The 17,811-nt window shown below is 68.4% G+C and carries 11 protein-coding genes; 3 read left to right on the forward strand and 8 right to left on the reverse strand.

The window, feature by feature from the left end; all coding sequences use genetic code 11:
* Positions 1-20: 20 nt before the first annotated feature.
* From narH to ASC76_RS09690, 6 genes are all read right to left on the reverse strand, one after another.
* Positions 21-1,553 (reverse strand): nitrate reductase subunit beta, encoded by a 1,533-nt coding sequence (gene narH, locus ASC76_RS09665; RefSeq protein WP_056465084.1) that lies wholly within the window; start codon positions 1,551-1,553, stop codon positions 21-23.
* Entirely contained in the window at positions 1,550-5,365 is a 3,816-nt protein-coding gene (locus ASC76_RS09670; protein WP_056465085.1) for a nitrate reductase subunit alpha, read from the reverse strand. The genes narH and ASC76_RS09670 overlap by 4 nt, the downstream gene beginning before the upstream one ends.
* Positions 5,366-5,393: 28 nt before the next feature.
* Positions 5,394-7,049, reverse strand: a complete 1,656-nt coding sequence (locus ASC76_RS26355; protein WP_056465086.1) for an MFS transporter — start codon at positions 7,047-7,049, stop codon at positions 5,394-5,396.
* Positions 7,050-7,074: 25 nt separating this feature from the next.
* On the reverse strand, positions 7,075-8,331 hold the full coding sequence (locus tag ASC76_RS26360) for a nitrate/nitrite transporter (protein WP_056467218.1): 1,257 nt from the start codon (positions 8,329-8,331) through the stop codon (positions 7,075-7,077).
* A gap of 163 nt (positions 8,332-8,494) precedes the next feature.
* Positions 8,495-9,184, reverse strand: coding sequence for a response regulator (locus ASC76_RS09685; RefSeq protein WP_056465087.1), 690 nt, complete (start codon positions 9,182-9,184; stop codon positions 8,495-8,497).
* A 4-nt stretch (positions 9,185-9,188) separates the two neighbouring features.
* A complete protein-coding gene (locus tag ASC76_RS09690; protein WP_056465088.1) occupies positions 9,189-11,108 on the reverse strand; it encodes a type IV pili methyl-accepting chemotaxis transducer N-terminal domain-containing protein in 1,920 nt (639 codons plus the stop codon).
* A gap of 125 nt (positions 11,109-11,233) precedes the next feature.
* Between ASC76_RS09690 and ASC76_RS09695 the strand changes: the two genes are divergently transcribed.
* The gene (locus tag ASC76_RS09695; protein ID WP_056465089.1) at positions 11,234-11,881 is read left to right on the forward strand and encodes a hemerythrin domain-containing protein; all 648 of its coding nucleotides are present in this window, start codon (positions 11,234-11,236) and stop codon (positions 11,879-11,881) included.
* Between the two features lie 230 nt (positions 11,882-12,111).
* Positions 12,112-13,116, forward strand: coding sequence for a ThuA domain-containing protein (locus ASC76_RS09700; RefSeq protein ID WP_056465090.1), 1,005 nt, complete (start codon positions 12,112-12,114; stop codon positions 13,114-13,116).
* A gap of 132 nt (positions 13,117-13,248) precedes the next feature.
* Here the strand turns inward: ASC76_RS09700 and ASC76_RS09705 are convergent, their stop codons facing one another.
* A complete protein-coding gene (locus ASC76_RS09705; protein ID WP_056465091.1) occupies positions 13,249-14,085 on the reverse strand; it encodes a PEP-CTERM sorting domain-containing protein in 837 nt (278 codons plus the stop codon).
* A 180-nt stretch (positions 14,086-14,265) separates the two neighbouring features.
* On the opposite strand from ASC76_RS09705, the gene ASC76_RS09710 reads away from it, so the two are divergent.
* A complete protein-coding gene (locus ASC76_RS09710; RefSeq protein WP_056465092.1) occupies positions 14,266-15,627 on the forward strand; it encodes an ELWxxDGT repeat protein in 1,362 nt (453 codons plus the stop codon).
* A 71-nt stretch (positions 15,628-15,698) separates the two neighbouring features.
* Here ASC76_RS09710 and ASC76_RS09715 read toward each other — a convergent pair whose 3' ends face one another.
* Complete coding sequence (locus ASC76_RS09715; RefSeq protein ID WP_056465093.1) at positions 15,699-17,792, reverse strand: PQQ-binding-like beta-propeller repeat protein; 2,094 nt, start codon at positions 17,790-17,792, stop codon at positions 15,699-15,701.
* Positions 17,793-17,811: the final 19 nt, after the last annotated feature.

A 17,811-nucleotide genomic window follows, 5' to 3' on the forward strand; every position in this document is an offset into this window, starting at 1 on the left:
AGCCTTGGGGGCGAACATGGTCAGACCTCCGCCTTGATGGGAATCGTGCGCTTCTTGTCGCCGCCGAACAGGCTCACCTCGCTGGTGCCCTCGGAGCAGCCGTTGCCGAAGGTGAAGCCGCAGCCGCCGCGCACGTTGAAGGTGTTCTCGGCGTACTCGCGGTGGGTGGTCGGGATCACGAACCGGTCCTCGTAGTTGGCGATCGCCATCACGTGGTACATGTCCTCGACCTGGGCCTGCGTGATGCCGACCTGCTGCAGCACCGCCTGGTTGATCTGCCCGTCCACATGCTTGGCGCGGTGGTAGGCGCGCATCGCCAGCATGCGTTCGAGCGAGCGCACCACCGGCACCGTGTCGCCGGCGGTCAACAGGTTCGCGAGGTACTTGACCGGGATGCGCAGCTGGTTCACGTCCGGGATCTCGCCGTTCGCACCCACATGCCCGGCGTTCGCGGCCGCGCTGATCGGCGACAGCGGCGGGATGTACCAGACCATCGGCAGCGTGCGGTACTCCGGGTGCAGCGGCAGCGCCACCTTCCACTGCACCGCCATCTTGTAGATGGGGCTCTTGCGCGCGGCTTCCATCCACTTGTCGGGGATGCCGTCGACCTGCGCCTGCGCGATCACCTTCGGATCGAACGGGTCGAGGAAGATGTCGAGCTGCGCAGGGTACAGGTCGCGGTCGTGCTCGACGCTTGCCGCCTCCTGGATGCGATCGGCGTCGTACAGCAGCACGCCGAGGTAGCGGATGCGGCCGACGCAGGTCTCGCTGCACACCGTGGGTTCGCCGGCCTCGATGCGCGGGTAGCAGAAGGTGCACTTCTCGGCCTTGCCGCTCTTCCAGTTGTAGTAGATCTTCTTGTACGGGCAGCCGCTCACGCACATGCGCCAGCCGCGGCACTTGTCCTGGTCGACGAGCACGATGCCGTCTTCCTCGCGCTTGTAGATCGAGCCCGACGGGCACGACGCCACGCAGGCCGGGTTCAGGCAGTGCTCGCACAGGCGAGGCAGGTACATCATGAAGGTGTTCTCGAACTGGCCGAGCATGTCCTTCTGCACCTGCTCGAAGCCGTCGAGGTTCTTGTCCTTGCTGCGCTTGGCGAACTCGCCGCCGAGGATCTCCTCCCAGTTCGGACCCCAGACGATCTTGTCCATCTGCTTGCCGGTGATCAGGCTGCGCGGGCGCGCGGTCGGCGTGGCCTTCATCTCGGGCGCCGACTGCAGGTGCTGGTAGTCGAAGGTGAACGGCTCGTAGTAGTCGTCGATCTCGGGCAGGTTCGGGTTCGCGAAGATGCGCATCAGCAGCTTCCACTTCGCGCCCTGGCGCGGCTCGATCTTGCCGCTGGCCTTACGGATCCAGCCGCCGTTCCATTTGTCCTGGTTCTCCCACTCCTTCGGGTAGCCGATGCCGGGCTTGGTCTCGACGTTGTTGAACCAGGCGTATTCCATGCCGGGCCGGCTGGTCCAGACGTTCTTGCAGGTCACCGAGCAGGTGTGGCAGCCGATGCACTTGTCGAGGTTCAGGACCATGCCGATCTGCGCGCGGATCTTCATGCGACTTCTCCTTCTGCCTGGACCTTCGGGATGAGTTCGTCCGCCACCGGCGTGTCGAGCCAGTCGACCTTGTTCATCTTGCGCACGACCACGAATTCGTCGCGGTTGGTGCCGATGGTCCCGTAGTAGTTGAAGCCGTAGCTGAACTGCGCGTAGCCGCCGATCATGTGGGTCGGCTTCAGCACGATGCGGGTCACCGAGTTGTGGATGCCGCCGCGCGCGCCGGTGATCTCGGAGCCCGGGGTGTTCACGATCTTCTCCTGCGCGTGGTACATCATCACCATGCCCGGCTTGACCCGCTGGCTCACCACCGCGCGGGCCGCGATCGCGCCGTTCAGGTTGAAGAGTTCGATCCAGTCGTTGTCCTCGATGCCGACCGACTTGGCATCGTCCTCGCTCAGCCACACGCACGGCCCGCCGCGGCTCAGCGTGAGCATCAGCAGGTTGTCGGTGTAAGTGGAGTGGATGCCCCACTTCTGGTGCGGCGTGATGAAGTTCAGCGCGATCTCGGGGTGGCCGTTCGGCTTGATGCCCTGGATGCCCGCGGTGGTCTTCAGGTCGACCGGCGGCCGGTAGCTGGTGAAGCCCTCGCCGAACGCGATCATCCACGGGTGGTCGAGGTAGAACTGCTGCCGGCCGGTCAGCGTGCGCCACGGGATCATCTCGTGCACGTTGGTGTAGCCGGCGTTGTACGAGACCGTCTCGCTCTCGATGCCACTCCAGGTCGGCGAGCTGATGATCTTGCGCGGCTGCGCCTGGATGTCGCGGAAGCGGATCTTCTCGTCCTCGCGGTGAATCGCGAGGTGGGTGTGGTCCAGGCCGGTCTGCTTGCCGAGCGCCTGCCAGGCCTTCACCGCCACATGGCCGTTGGTCTCGGGCGCGAGCTGCAGGATCACCTCACAGGCGTCGATGTCGGTCTCGATCTTCGGCATGCCGCAGGTCACGCCCTCGGCGGTGACGAGGCCGCTCAGTTCGCCGAGCTGCTTCACCTCCGTCTGGGTGTTCCAGGCGATGCCCTTGCCGCCGTTGCCGATCTTGTTCAGCAGCGGCCCGAGGGCAGTGAAGCGCTTGAACGTGTTCGGGTAGTCGCGCTCGACCACCTGCATGTTCGGCGCGGTCTTGCCTGGGATCAGCGCGCACTCGCCGCGCTGCCAGTCCTTCACGTCGAAGGGCTGCGCCAGTTCGGCCGGGCTGTCGTGCATCAACGGTGTCAGCACCAGTTCGCGCTCGACGCCGAGGTGGCCGACGCAGACCTCGCTGAACTTCTGCGCGAAGCCCTTGTAGATGTCCCAGTCGCTGCGCGATTGCCAGGCCGGGTCCACAGCGGTCGAGAGCGGGTGGATGAACGGGTGCATGTCGCTGGTGTTGAGGTCGTTCTTCTCGTACCAGGTCGCGGTCGGCAGCACGATGTCGCTGTACAGGCAGGTGGTGCTCATGCGGAAGTCGAGCGTCACCAGCAGGTCGAGCTTGCCTTCGGGGGCCTTGTCGTGCCAGACGACTTCGCTCGGCTTGGCCTCTTCGGCACCGAGGTCCTTGCCTTGCACGCCGTTGCTGGTGCCGAGCAGGTGCTTCAGGACATACTCGTGGCCCTTGCCCGAGGAACCCAGGATGTTGGAGCGCCAGACAAACATGTTGCGCGGCCAGTTGTCGGGGTGATCCGGATCGGTGCAGCTCAGCTTGAGCGAGCCGTCCAGCAACGCCTTGACCGCGTAGTCCTTCGCCTCCAGGCCGGCGGCGGCGGCATCGCGCACCACCTGCATCGGGTTGGTCTGCAACTGCGGGGCGGACGGCAGCCAGCCCATGCGCTCGGCGCGCACGTTGTAGTCGATCATGCTGCCGGCGTAACGCTTCTTGTCGGCCAGCGGCGACAGCACCTCGTCCATGCCGAGCTTCTCGTAGCGCCACTGGTCGGTGTGGGCGTAGAAGAAGCTGGTGCTGTTCATCTGGCGCGGCGGGCGCACCCAGTCGAGCGCGAAGGCCAGCGGCGTCCAGCCGGTCTGCGGGCGCAGCTTTTCCTGGCCCACGTAGTGCGCCCAGCCCCCGCCCGACTGGCCGATGCAGCCGCACATCATCAGCATGTTGATGACGCCGCGGTAGTTCATGTCGCTGTGGTACCAGTGGTTCATCGCCGCGCCGATGATCACCATCGACTTGCCGTGCGTCTTGTGCGCGTTCTCGGCGAACTGGTGGGCCACGGTGATCAGCTGCGCGCGCGGTGTGCCGGTGATCTTCTCCTGCCACGCCGGCGTGTACGGCGTGTCGTCGTCGAAGCTCGTCGCGGCCAGCTCGCCGGGCAGGCCGCGGGCGATGCCGTAGTTCGCGACCTGCAGGTCGAACACGGTGGCGACCAGCGCCTCGCGCTTGTCGCCCGCCTTGCCGAGCGTGATGCGGCGCACCGGGACGGTCCGAACCAGCACATCGCTTTGCACGTTGTTCGGGAAGTTCGCGCTGACCACGCCGCCGAAGTACGGGAAGCCGACCTTCGCGGTGTCGGTACTGGGCGTCTCGCCTTCCATCACCGACAACTGCAGCCTCACGTCGTGGCCGTGCCGCGCCTCTTTCGCCTCGAGGTTCCACTGCCCTTCGTCGGCGCGCCCGTCCGGACCCCAGCGGAAGCCGATCGCGCCGACCGGCAGCACGACCTTGCCGTCTTCGTCGAACGCAACCGTCTTCCACTCCGGGTTGTTGGCCTGGCCGAGCTTGCCGTTGAAGTCGGACGCACGCACGTAGCGGTCGGGCACCATCACCACCTCGCCGCCCGGCAGCGTGTGCTCCTTCAGCATCACCAGCATCGGCATGTCGGTGTAGCGGCGCACGTAGTCGTCGAAGTACGCGCTGCGCTCGCCAGTGTCGGGGAAGTAGAAGTTCTTCAGGATCACGTGGCCCATCGCCATGGCGACCGCGGCATCCGTGCCCTGCTTCGGGTTCATCCAGATGTCGGCGAGCTTCGCGACCTCGGAGTAGTCGGGCGTGACCGCCACCGTCTTCGTGCCCTTGTAGCGGACCTCGGTGAAGAAGTGCGCGTCGGGCGTGCGCGTCTGCGGCACGTTCGAGCCCCAGGCGATGATGAAGCTCGAGTTGAACCAGTCGGCCGACTCGGGCACGTCGGTCTGCTCGCCCCAGACCTGCGGGCTGGCCGGTGGCAGGTCGCAGTACCAGTCGTAGAAGCTCATGCACACGCCGCCGATCAGGCTCAGGTAGCGCGAACCGGCGGCGTAGCTGACCATGCTCATCGCCGGGATCGGCGAGAAGCCGATCACGCGGTCGGCGCCGTGGCGCTTGATCGTGTAGACGTTGGCGGCGGCGACGATCTCGTTGACCTCGTCCCAGTTCGAGCGCACGAAGCCGCCGAGGCCACGCACCTGCTGATAGTCGCGCCGCTTCGCATCGTCCTCGACGATCGAGGCCCACGCATCGACCGGGTCGTGCGCCAGCCGCGCCGTGCGCCAGGTCTTGAGCAGACGGCCGCGCACCATCGGATACTTCACCCGGTTCGCACTGTAGAGGTACCAGCTGTAGCTCGCGCCCCGCGCGCAGCCGCGCGGCTCGTGGTTGGGCATGTCCCAGCGGGTGCGCGGGTAGTCGGTCTGCTGGGTCTCCCAGGTCACGATGCCGCCCTTGACGTAGATCTTCCACGAGCAGGAGCCGGTGCAGTTGACGCCGTGCGTGCTGCGCACGATCTTGTCGTGGGCCCAGCGGTTGCGGTAGGCGTCTTCCCAGGTCCGGTCCTCGCCGGTGGTGACGCCGTGGTCGCCGGCGAAGGCCTCGCGGGGCTGCGAGAAGTAGGTCAGGCGGTCGAGGAAGTGGCTCATGGATTCGGGCTCCGGAAATTCGTGGCGATCAGGGGTTCTTCACGTAGGCGTTCTTGCGCAGGTAGAACCACCAGTTCAGCACCAGGCACAGCGCGTAGAAGACCGCGAAGCCGTACATCGCGACCTGCGGCGTGCCGGCCTTGATCTGGTCGCCGATCACGATCGGCGCGACGAAGGCGCCGTAGGCGGCGATCGCCGAGGTCCAGCCCAGCACCGGACCGGCCTGCTGGCGGTCGAAGATCACGCCGATGGTGCGGAAGGTCGAGCCGTTGCCCACGCCGCTGGCGAAGAACAGCACGATGAACAGGCCGAGGAAGGCCGGGAAGTACTGCTCCGGCATGGCCGAGCCGTAAGCCTGCATCATCACGTAGCCCACCGCGACCGAGGCCACCACCATCACCGCCGAGATGATCTGCGTGACGATCGAGCCGCCGACCTTGTCGGCGATCCAGCCGCCGATCGGCCGCACCGCGGCGCCGACGAACGGGCCGATCCAGGCATAGGCCAGCACCGGCGGCGCGTTCGGGTTGTTCAGCGTGTGCTGCAGCACGCCGCTCGCGTCGGGCACATGGCTGACGCCGAAGATCACCTTCATCGACAGCGGCAGCGCCATCGAGAAGCCGATGAACGAGCCGAAGGTGACGATGTAGAGCATCGTCAGCGACCAGGTGTGCTTGTCCTTGAAGATCGCGAACTGCTTGGCGATGTTCTCCTTCATCGGGCCGAAGGCGGCGAGCTTCATGATCAGCAGCGCGGCGATCACGTCGAGCGGGATCGCGACCCACATGCTGATCAGGCCCAGACCGGTGGGCTTGGGCAGGTACAGGTACAGGCCGAGGATCGACGGGATGAAGGCCAGCGTGTAGAGCCAGGTGATCTTGGCGAACGCGACGATCGGCGTGCCGGTGTCGGCCGAGACCGTCTTGAGGTTGTTCATGCCGAACCAGCACAGGATGGCCAGCGGCACCAGCGACAGCACCCACGCGAAGCCGGCGTTCTGGATCCAGGTCGGCGTACCCGCGGCGATCTTGCCGAAGATCCAGCCGCTGTCCTTCAGCAGCGTCATCGGCTCGCCGCCCAGGCTGCCGAAGATGCCCAGCGTCATCACCAGCGGGATCACGATCTGCATCGTCGTGACGCCGAAGTTGCCGAGGCCCGCGTTCAGGCCGAGCGCCGTGCCCTGCAGCCGCTTCGGGAAGAAGGTGCTGATGTTGGACATCGAGCTGGCGAAGTTGCCGCCGCCCACGCCCGACCACAGCGCCATCAGCTGGAACGCCCACAGCGGCCAGTCCTTGTGCTGCAGCACGATGCCGGTGCCCAGCGCCGGCGCCAGCAGCATCGCGGTGGTCAGGAAGATCGTGTTGCGCCCGCCGGCCAGGCGGATCAGGAACGAGGCCGGAATGCGCATCGTCGCACCGGCGATGCCGGCGATCGCGGTCAGCGTGAACAGCTCGGCCTGCGTGAACGGGAAGCCGAGGTTCATCATCTGCACGGTGATGATTCCCCACATGCCCCAGACCGCGAAGCCGCACAGCAGCGCCGGCACCGACAGCCACAGGTTGCGGTAGGCAATCGCCTTGCCGCGGGCGGCCCAGAAGGTCTCGTCCTCGGGGCGCCAGTCGGCGATGTCGGCGCCCTCGGCGGCGGGCGGCACGGCGATGCCGGGTTTGAGCACGTTGTTCATGGGGTTCCTCGAAGGTGGGGAGCGGTCAGCCCTGCAGGCTGAACGCCTGGGCGTTGCGGCCCATGACCTCGGTGCGCCGCACCTCGGTCCAGTACATCCAGATCAGCGAGACCCAGACCACGCCGTACATCAGCATGAAGGCGCTGGAGCGGATGCCGGTGAGATCCATCAGCGCGCCGAACATGATCGGCAGCACGAAGCCGCCCATGCCGCCGGCCAGACCGACGATGCCGCTGACGGTGCCGATGTTGGTCGGGTAGTCGTCGCTGATGTACTTGAAGACGCTGGCCTTGCCGAACGCGAACGCGATGCCGAGCAGGAACATCAGCCCGGTGAAGGCGTAGACGTTGAGCCCGAGGTGGAACGTGCGCGGGCCGCCGACCGTCAGCACCGTGAAGTCGGTCTGCGGATACGACAGCAGGAACAGGCAGATCCAGCTGACCCACAGCACCCACCAGGTCACGCTGTGTGCGCCGTACTTGTCCGACAGCCAGCCGCCGACCGCGCGCAGCACGCCGCCCGGCAGCGAGAAGCAGGCTGCCAGCAGCGCGGCGGTGCGGATGTCCAGCCCGAACTCGCCGACGTAGTACTGCACCATCCACAGCGACAGCGCCACGTAGCCGCCGAACACGATGCTGTAGTACTGGCAGTACTTCAGCACCCGCGGCTCCTTGAGCATCTTCAGCTGGTCGCGAAAGCGGGTGTTCGACGGCACCAGGTGCGCCGGGTCGCTGGCGCTGAGCAGCCAGAACAGCACGACGGTGCCGAGCATGATCGCGGCGTAGACCTTCGGCACCATCGCCCAGCCGAAGGCGACGACCAGCGCCGGCGCGACGAACTTGTTGACCGCGGCGCCCGAATTGCCGGCGCCATAGACGCCCATCGCGAAACCTTGCCGGTTCTTCGGGAACCAGCGCGCGACGTACGGCGTGCCGACCGAGAACGAGCCGCCGGCCAGGCCGACGAACAAGCCGATCACCAGGAAGTGCCAGTACGCGGTGGCGTAGCTCATCAGCCAGATCGCCGGCACCGTGATCGCCATCAGGATCGTCATCACGAGGCGGCCGCCGTACTTGTCGGTCCAGATGCCGAGCGGCACGCGGATCAGCGAGCCGGTCAGCACCGGCATCGCGGTCAGCAGGCCGAACTCGGTGGCGTTCAGTCCCAGCGTCTTCTTGATCGGGATGCCGATCACGCCGAACATCATCCACACCATGAAGCACACGGTGAACGCCAGCGTGCTGACCAGCAGCACCGCCAGTGCCTGGCTCTTCTTGCTCATCGCGTCGCCCACTCGTTTCGCATGCGGCCACTGTAGGAATGGCCGCCGTCTCGCGGTATCCGTCAGCTGGGGCGGCGCGGCGCGGCAGAGGAACTAGCGGCGCCGCGCCGCCATCGTCCTGTCGAACTACCCGCGCGGGAACATCACGCGCGCTTGCGCTGGATCAAGCCAGGCCGTGCTCGGCTGCGATCACGGCAGCGTGGACGCGCGAGCTCACCTCCAGCTTGCGCAGGATGTGCTGGACGTGGATCTTCACGGTCGTCTCGGCGATGCCGAGCGTGCGCGCGATCTCCTTGTTGCCCTGGCCGCGGGCGATACCACGCAGGATGTCGAGCTCGCGGCGCGACATCACGTCCAGCCGCGACGCCGGCGCCACGGCCGCTAGCGGGGGGTCGGCGGGCACGGCGCGCGCCGCGCTCGCATCGCGGTAGGCCGCGACCAGCTTGCCGGTCATCTCCTGCGCGACGACGCTCTCGCCGCGCACCGCGCGCCGGATGGCCTGCGACAGCGCGTCGCCCTCGATCGTCTTGAGCAGGTAGCCACACGCGCCGCCGCGCAGCGCGGCCGCGAGGTCGCGCTCGTCCTCGCTGACCGTGAGCATCAGCACCTTCGCGCCGGGCGCGGCTTCGTGCAGCGCCGGCAGCGCGTCCACGCCGTTGACGCCGGGCAGGTGGTTGTCGAGCAGGATCACGTCGGGCCGCAACTCGCCGGCGCGGCGCTGCGCCTCGCCGGCGTCACCGGCGTCGCCGACGACCTCGAACTGCGGGTCGCGCTGCAGCAGCGCCGTGAGCCCGCGCCGGAACAGGGTGTGGTCGTCGACGACCAGGATGCGGATGGTGGCGGCGTCGCTCATCGGCTCATGCCACCTGGGGTTGCCGTGCCGCGGCGTCCGCCGGCACCGTCCGCCGGGCCGGCGGCAGCGTCAACACGACCGAGGTGCCGCGCTCGGGCGTGGACAGCACGTCGAGGTCGGCGCCGAGCCGCTCCGCGCGCTCGGCCATGATGCGCAGGCCGACATGCGTCTCGTCCTGCCGCAAGCCCGGGCCGGCGAAGCCGCGGCCGTCGTCGCGCACCTCGAGCCGCCACTGCGGCTGCTTCTGCACGTCCAGCCACACCTGGCTCGCCCCGGCATGCTTGCGCACGTTGGACAGCGCTTCCTGCACGATGTGCAGCACCTGGATCTGCGTGTCGGGGGTGAGCGGCAGGCCGTCGCCCTGGATCTGCAGCGCGGTCTTCAGGCCGGTCTGGTGCTCGAACTTGCGCAGCGTCGTCATCAGCGCGGGTTCGATGTCCTCCGCGTTGGCGCGGGTGCGGAAGTGCATCAGCAGTTCACGCACATCACCATAGCTCTCGCGCACGCCGAGGTCGATCTCGCCGAGCACGTGCTGCACCTGGGCGGCGTCGCCGTCGGCCAGCGCGTCGCGCATCAGCTGAACCTGGATCTTCAGGAAGGCGAGCGACTGCGCGATCGAATCGTGCAACTCGCGCGCCAGGAAGCTGCGCTCCTGCGACACCGCCGCCTCGAGGCCGAGCGCGTTCAGGCGCAGGTTCTCCATCGCGCCGGCCAGCTGCACCGTCAAAGCCTCCAGCAACGAGCGCTCGGGCTCGGCGACCTCGACCTGGGCGTGGAAAAACAGGTCGACCTCGCCCATCAGCCGGTCGTGCAGGCGGATCGGGATCGACACCACGGTCTCGAAGCCCGCTTTCGCGCAATGCCGCATCCGCGCCGGCTGCATGGCGCGGATCGGGATCACCCTTGCACCGCCGATCGCGGAAGGCGCGGCGCAATGGCAATCGCCGGCGGTCAGGCAGTGCTCGGCCTCGACCATCGCGGGCGGCAGGCCCTGCGAGGCCAGCATCAGGTAGCTGCGGTTCGCCTCGTCGGACCAGCGCAGCGCCACGCCGTCGGCCCGCGCGATCCGCACGATCCGCTGCGAGAAGCCGGTGGCCAGGTCGTCGAGCGAGACCGCGCGGGTCACGAGGTTGGTGACTTCCAGCAGGCTCTCGAGCCGCTCGTGCTTCTCCTCCAGTTGCGCGGTCTTCTGCTGCACGCGCGCCTCCAGGTTGCGGTACATCGACTGCAGCTGCCCCGCCATGTCGTTGAACCCGGCGCCGAGCGCGCCGAACTCGTCGGTGGTCGTGCACTCGACTCGCGCGCCCAGGTCACCCCCCTGGAGGCGACGGATCGCCTGCTTCAGCAGCCCGACCGGCTCCAGCACGAACCGGTAGCCGGTGTAGAGCAGCACCCCGGCCCCCACCACGGCCAGCGCCATCAGCGCGAGCTGCAGCAGGTGCATCAGCGAGGTCCAGCGCGACAGGTGGGCCTCGATGCCGTCCACCAGCGCGTCGATGTGCGAGACGAACGTCGAGGTCGCCGCGCCCAGCGCGGCCGGCGTCGCGGCGGCCGTCGGGACGCCGGCCGCGCGCTCGCGGTAGCGCAGCCAGTCCTGCTCGACGGTGGTGAAACGCTGGCGCACCAGATCGTCCCACGGCACGAAGAGCGGGCGCTCGGGGTCGCCGTTGCGCAGCAGTGCCAGGCTGCGGTCGAACTCGGCCACCTGTTGCGGCAGGGCCCGCGAGTCGCCGGCCGACAGCGACAGCATCATCCGGTAGGCCTGCATGCGCATGCGGCCCGCCTCGTTCACCGACGCGGCACCCCCTTCGAGCTGCAGGGACATCCACACCAGGACCGCGATCGAGCACAGCGCCGCCAGCAGGAACGGCGTCGCGACCAGTGCGAGCTTGGCGCCTAGTGGCCAGTGACGGATGGTGGGCATCTGGCGGAAGAGGCCTTCGTGGTGTGGCGCCGAGGGTCGGCCCTGAGCCGGGGACAGAGCTTGCGCTAGCGCAAACCAATGTCAAGAAAGTGTCTGCACGATGGATCTCGCCACCCCTGGACACCATGGAACACGCCAGCCTGATCATCATCCGCCGCGAGCACCGCGCGCTGTCGGCGATGCTGCGCGCGATCGTGCTGCTTCTGGACGCCCACCGCAAGCGGGGCACCCTGCCCGACTTCGGCGCGTTGCGGGCCATGCTGTTCTACGTCGACGAGTTCCCCGAACGCCTGCACCACCCGAAGGAAAGCCGGTTGCTGTTCCCGAAGCTGCGCGGGCGCGACGCCGCGACCGATGCACTGCTCGAGCGGCTGGAGCGCGAGCACGCCCACGGCGAACACGCGATCCGCGAGCTGGAGCACGCGCTGACAGGGTTCGAGATGATGGCCGAGACCGAAGAGTGCGATGAGCGCCGTGCCGTCTTCGAGCAGGCACTGACGATCTACATCGACCGTTACCTCGAGCACATGAAGACCGAGGAAGCCCACGTACTGCCGCTGGCCGAACGCGTGCTGAGCGCCGGCGACTGGGTCGAACTCGATGCCGCATTCGCGACCAACCGCGACCCGCTGGCCGGCGCCGAGCCGGTCGCGGCGTACCGGCCGCTGTACCTGAAGATCCTGCATGCGCTGCCCGCGATGGGCGGCGTCGCCGGCGCGCTCGAAGCGCTCGCAGGATCCGGTCCCGCGCGCTACCGCTGGCCGCACGGCTGACCCGTCAGCGCCCGACGCAGGCGAGCCCTTCGTTCCGGGGGGATGGCCTGCGTCCGATCCCGATTGACACGACCGGGTCGAATCCTATACTTCACCTCGTTCCCAAAACAAAACGTCGTTCTATTCTTCAGAACGCACGCAGCGGGCCTCGATCGGCTGCGGGAACTGCGGCGACAACGAGTGACAACGAGGGCATCGTGGAAACGATCCACATCAACAGGAGCAACAGAATGAAATTCGGAGTCAAACACGCGTTCGCGGCGGCCGTCGCAACGCTGGCAGTCACAGGCGCCCAGGCGCAAGTCGTCGGCCTCGGCACGAACAGCAACCTGCCGCCCGGCGCCTTGCCGACGAGCTGGGACCCGACCTACAACGTGTGCCGCGGCACCGACCCCAAGTGCTACAACAACTGGATCCCGACGCGCCAGAAGCGCGTGCTGATCTTCAGCCGCACCGCCGGGCCGCGCCACGCCAACCTGGGCACCGCGCTGGCCGCCGGCCTGAACCCGCCGCTGAACGCCAACAACACCGCGGTCGCCGGCCTGAAGGCCTGGCTCGAGGCCGAGGGCATCCAGGTCGACTACACCGAGGACGTGACCCGCATGCCGGGCCACACCGCGACCTACTCGGCCGTGATCTTCATGAGCCCGACGCGCGACTTCATGCAGGCGCACGGCCGGGCCGTGAACCCGAACTACGCGGTCGACACCTCCACCAGCGCCTACCTCGACGCGGCCAAGGTCAACCTGCGCCAGTACGTGCGCGGCGGCGGCGGCTTCGTCGCGATCCACAACGCCTACGGCGGCGAGTACAACTGGCCGTGGTACGAAGGCCTGCTCGGCAACGCGAACTACTACAACCATGGCGCCGCGCAGAACGGCACGGTCAACATCGTCGGCTCGTCGGATCCGTCGACCGCCGGCGTGTCGTCGTCGTTCACGTTCCATGACGAGTGGTACAACCTCGTGCCCTACCCGACCAAGGTCAAGTTCCTGGCGACGGTCGACGAAGCGTCGCTCGCGACCAAGTCGAGCACGCACCCGGGCCATGGCAACTTCCACCCGGTCGCCTGGTGCCAGTACTACGACGGCGGCCGCGCCTGGCTGACCACGCTCGGCCACGACGCCGCGGCGTTCATCGACGGCTCGAGCCAGCCCGGCCAGGCCGAGTTCAAGAAGATGGTCGTGCAAGGCGTCAAGTCCGCGATGGGCCTGACCGAGTTCTGCACCAAGTAAGCCACTTCCCCGGCTGACCCGGCGCCCGCGGATCGAGAGGTCCGCGGGCGCTTTCACGTTCGGCGTGCGCCAACGAAAACGCCCCGCATCGGCGGGGCGCGCGAGCCGCCGGCCGGAGCCGGCGCTGGCGGATCAGTGGGCGCGGCGGCGCCGTGCCACGGCGGCCAGGCCGGCGAGGCCGAAGGCCATCAGCGCGTACGTGCCCGGCTCCGGCACCGGCGCGGCGAACGCGACGGCGCTGCCCGACAGCGTGTAGTACGCGGCCTGCCCGGCCGCGAGCGTGTAGGTCCAGCTGAAGTGACCCGAGGTCGAACCGGTGCCGCCGGCCAGGTCGCTGGACAGCAGGCCGTCGCCGAAGCTGGCGGTCTCGTCGCCGTCGGTCGAGGACAGCAGGTTCAGCGCCGTCTGGCCGAAGCCGAGCGACGAGCCGCCCGGCGCGACGACGCCCAGGTCGTAGTAGAGGTCGAACGTGATCGTGCCGCCGGCCAGGTTGCCGTCGCCGTCGAGCAGCACGAACGCGCCGGACTGCACCGCGCTGGCGTTCGCCGAGTTCGGCAGCGCCGGCGGCGGGTTCGCGCCCGGTGTCGCGCTCGCCGACAGGTTGAAGCCGCCGGTCGCGAGCTGCGTCATCACGTCGGTGAACTGCACGGTGTTGCCGGTGGCGAGCGCGTTCGGCGTCTGGGCGATGCGGTTCAGCCCCTGGTTCCAGTCGTTCGCGGTGTACAGGTCGGTCGGGGCGCCGAGCAACCCGCCGGCCTCGAGTGCGCTCATGTCGAGGCTCTGGTACGCGTCGACGGCCCAGGCGAAATTGCCGGAGAACTCGGCCGCGCTGACGCTGAAGGACGTGATCCGCAGCGTCGCGTTGTCCGCAGCCCAGCTCGCGCTCGCGCCGCAGGCCAGCGCGGCCGCGACGCTGACGGCTCTCAGCGCGACGGCGCCCGCCGAACGAACGATTGATTTCGATGTCATCTGTGTCTCCGGTTGTGAGGTGTTCTTCAACGACTTGCTCCAGTTCTGTTCTGCAGAACGTCGTTGCAAAATGCTAACTTTCATGCGAAATGATGTCAAACTTGGGACCCACCGATTCGAGTGGTCGCGTGAACCCTTGCATGGGCGATTCACCGTTGATTCGAGAGCCTTGGAGACGACATGAAGACACGACACTGGCGCACCGCGATCTGCGCCGCCGCGCTCGCAGCGCTCACGGCCGGCGCGGATGCCGGCGACTCCGCCACCGACATCGCCGACCCGCGCGAGCTGACGCCACTGGGCGAGCGACTGGTCTTCGCGGCCTACCAGCCGTCGCTCAGCCAGGCGCTGTTCGCGGTGTCCGGGCGCAGCGGCGCGCTGGAGCTGCTGAGTCCGCTGCGGCCGGGCTTTCGCGGCGCGTTCCCGAACACCCTGGTGCGGCTCCGCGACACCGTCTACTTCACGATGAACGACGGCGAGAGCGGGCCCGAGCTGTGGGCGACCGAGGGCACGCCGGCGACGACGCGGCTGGTCGCCGACATCCGCCCCGGCGCCGCCGGCTCCAACCCAGCCGGGCTGACGGTGTTCGACGGCCAGCTGTACTTCTCGGCTTCGGGCAGCGGCACCGGTCCCCGCCTGTGGTCCTCGCGCGGCACGAAGGACTCGACCGCCGCGGTCGCCAACGCGGCCGCGCTCGCCAACCCGCGTCAGTTCACCGTGGTCGGCGCACGCCTGTTCTTCACCGCGACCGACGCGGCGCACGGCGACGAGCTGTGGGTGATCGAACGCGGCGGCGCCGCGCCGCGCCTGGTAAGCGACATCCGCCGCGGACCGGAGGACGCGGCCATCGCGCAGCTCACCGTCGTCGGCGACGCGCTCTACTTCGTCGCCCACGACGGCGTGCACGGCGCCGAGCTGTGGAAGACCGACGGCAGCGCCGACGGCACCGCGCTGGTGAAGGACATCCGCCCCGGCCCCGACGGCTCGCGGCCGAGCTACCTCGCGGCCCACGGCGACGGGCTGCTGTTCGCCGCGGACGACGGCCAGCTCGGCGGCGAACTGTGGCGCAGCAACGGCCGGGAGACCGCGCTGGTGCTCGATGTCCGCCCGGGCGCGGCGAACTCCGGCGCCGCGTACCTGACCAACGTCGGCGCGTGGACCTACTTCACCGCCACCAACGGCCGCGACGGCCTCGAGCTGTGGAAGACGGACGGCAGCGCGGCCGGCACCGCGCTCGTGCGCGACCTGCTGCCCGGACCGGACGGCGCGCTGCCGAACCACCTGACGCGGATCGGCGATCGCCTGTACTTCGCCGCGGTGGACGGCGCGCGCCAGCAGCAGCCGTGGCGCAGCGACGGCACCGCCGCCGGCACGCAGCGCATCGGCAACGCAAGCGACCCGGTCGGGCTGCCGTACCCGAGCCGGTTCACCGCGTTCGGCGACGGCATCGCGTTCGCCGCCCGCGATGCGGCCGGCACCGAGCGCCTCTGGCGGATGGATGCCGCCGGCGCCATCAGCCGGCTCGGCGCCGCGTCGCCCTGAACGGCCCAAGCGACACCAAGAAAAAAAGGCCGCGCACTGCGCGGCCTTTTCAATGGCGCCTCAGGCGCGCGTCACTTGACCTCGATCTTGCCGGTCGAGCGCGGGTTGTGGCAGTCGTTGAAGAAGAACTCGCCCGGCTGCGTGAAGGTGTAGGTCGCCGACTGGCCCGGTGCGAGCGAGAAGTTGAACAACCCCTCGAAGAACTGCGTCGCGCAGTGGGTGTTCGCGCTGCTGCCCGGGTTCGTGAACGTCACCGTCGTGCCGACACCGACCTGCATGTGGGTCGGGTACATGCCGTTGGTCGAGCCGCTGTTGATCGACTGCTCGGCGGCGCTCGCCGACGAGCGGCCGAGCAGCACGGTATTGCCGACGCTGGCCCCGCTGACCGGGCTGCCCGAGACCGGGCGGCGCACGGTCGGCGGGGTCGGCGTGGCGGCCGGCGGCAGCTTGCCGCCGATCTTGAACGCCCACAGGTTGTCGCCGCGCGGTGCCGAGGCGCCGTACGGGATGCCGGTGCCGCCAGCGTAGAACGCGATGTACTGCTCGCCGTCGATCTCGTAGCTGATCGGGCTCGCGCTGATCGCCGCGCCGGTCTGGAAACGCCACAGCTCGCGGCCGTTGGTCGCGTCCATGCCGATCGCGTTGCCGTCGGGCTGGCCGATGAACAGCACGTCGGACGCGGTGGTCAGGATGCCGTTGCCGTGGGCCAGCGAGTACGGCATCGGCTTCTTCCAGCGCACCAGGTTGGTCGCGGGGTCGACCGCGATGACGGCGCCGGTCATGTACTCGCCCGGAGGCCGCAGGCCGTTGCTGCCTTCGTTCAGCGAGTGTGCTGCGCCGACATAGCCGGCGCCGGTGTACAGCAGCTTGGTGCTCTGGCTGAACGAATAGTGGTTCCAGTCCGCGCCGCCGCCGTGGCCGGGGAAGCTCAGCACCGGTGCGCCGTCCCAGTGCGGCGAGTACAGGCACCCGGTCGGGTAGTTCGGCACCGCGCGGTTCTGTGCGCCGGGCACCGGGCCGCCGAGCGGCTCGGTCACCGGGCAGCTTTCGACGAAGCCGCCCTGGCGTGGGCGCGGCTGGGTCGGCCACGAGGCCTGGCGCGTGTCGACCGGCACCGGCACTTCGTCGATGCCGAGCGGCGCGCTGCCGTCCTGGCGGTCCAGGATGTAGAACATGCCGGTCTTGCTGCCGTAGACGATCACCTTGCGCATCTGGCCGCGGATGTTCACGTCCGCCAGCACCGGGCCGTTCACGTTGTCCATGTCCCACATGTCGTGGTGCACCGACTGGAAGTGCCACTTGTACGCGCCGGTCGTCATGTCGAGCGCGACGATCGAGTTCGCGAACAGGTTCTGGCCCGGCCGCGTCGAGCCGTTCTGCGACGAGCCGCCGCGGTTGTTGCCGAAGGTCCAGTAGACCATGTTGAGTTCGGGATCGACGGCCGGATGGATCCACGGCGTGCCGCCACGGCGCTGGTCCTGCGGCGCGCCACCCCAGGTGTCGTAGCCGAGGTCGCCGGGGTTCTGCGGCACGCCGAAGAAGCTCGACATCAGCACGCCGTTGGTCGCATCGACCATCAGCCCCGCGCCGACGCTGCCGTCGTTGGTGCCGACGTACAGGCGCTTGTTGTGATACACGATCGCGACCTTGCCGATGCCGCCGACGCTGGCCGGGAACGCCGGCGAGACCCACGCGGTCACGCCGGTGTTGATGTCGATCGCGACGACCTTGCCCTGCGACAGTGTGTAGACCAGGCCGAGCTCCTTGGAGACCGCGACGCCGCGGCGCGTGGCGCGGGCCGGGGCGGTCCACTTCCACTTGGTCGCGCCGGTCTTGCCGTCGACCGCGATCACGTTGGCCTGTGCGGTCTCGAGGAAGATCACGCCGTCGACGACGACCGGCGTGCTCTGGTTGTCGCCGGCCACACCGCCCTCCACGTGGTTCAGCCACACCGCGCCGAGGTTCTTGATGTTGACGCGGTTGATGTTGCGCAGCTTCGAGTAGTTCTGGTTGCCCAGGTTGCCGCCAACTTTCGGGAAGTCCTTGTCGCCCGGCGTGCAGCAGTCCGCGAGGTCCGCCGCGGCCGCGTGCGGTGCCGCGAAGGCGACGGGCGCGGCGAGCGCGCCCGCCGAAACGAGCAGCGCGGTCAATAGATTCAGTCTCATCGAAGTCTCCTTGGTTGAC

The sequence above is a fragment of the Rhizobacter sp. Root404 genome, assembly GCF_001425865.1.
In the GTDB taxonomy this organism is placed as follows: Bacteria; Pseudomonadota; Gammaproteobacteria; order Burkholderiales; family Burkholderiaceae_C; genus LMDS01.